Here is a 669-nt window from a genome sequence, read left to right on the forward strand (position 1 = left end):
CGCGCACGTAGTCCATTGATGTTAAAGCTGATTACTTTCATTATTTATCCTTTTGAGGGCGTATTTTTCTAGAATGGTATCATTCTGAAAGCGTAGTGAAAATGAATCTCAACAAAAGAAAAAAGCGCGTTTTACTGCGCTTTCAATTTGTTTTCTAAATCTGTTTGTACGATCTTCAATGCTTTAATCGCAACTTCTGGATCAATCTCGTTGGTTTCAAGCAAGTAGATCAAATCAACGGCCAGCTTGATCTCTTCTGGTGCATCATCAAGAGGAGAGGTTGGTTGGTCTGCCATTATTGGTGCTTTTCCCTATGTGTAATTTGATTTTCTAGTTTAAGAAGCGCTGCCTCGCAACGAGCTAAACGTTGCTCTGTCGCCAGCAATACTTTCTGAGCTTCAGCTCGCATAAAACTAGGTGCAGTTTCCACTGCGCGTTCCTTTTCTAACACCATTTCTCGCAAGCGTCTTGCCCATTCTTGGTGTTGCGCGAGCTCTTGATAAAGCACGTTAATTGGTTTGCGAAAGTGGCTGCTATGTTTGATTTCATTCTTACGAATTTTAGTGGTAGAAATCTCTCGCTGAATTGCGCCAATTTGCGCTACGAGTCGTTCGGTGAGGTACTCCGCGCGCAAAGCGGTGAGCTTATTTTCGTTTTGCTCTCGGATAA

The 669-nt window shown here is 42.6% G+C and carries 2 protein-coding genes; both read right to left on the bottom strand.

All coding sequences use genetic code 11. The features are described from left to right. Window positions 1–131 precede the first annotated feature (131 nt). Window positions 132–296, bottom strand: a complete 165-nt coding sequence (gene rsmS / locus R7Q48_RS27905) for a pleiotropic regulatory protein RsmS (protein ID WP_005456217.1) — start codon at window positions 294–296, stop codon at window positions 132–134. Further along, window positions 296–669 (bottom strand): primosomal replication protein (locus tag R7Q48_RS27910; protein WP_318133543.1); only part of this gene is annotated, 374 nt, incomplete at its 5' end. The genes rsmS and R7Q48_RS27910, both read right to left, overlap by 1 nt.

It is taken from the genome of Vibrio sp. 378, from assembly GCF_033339435.1.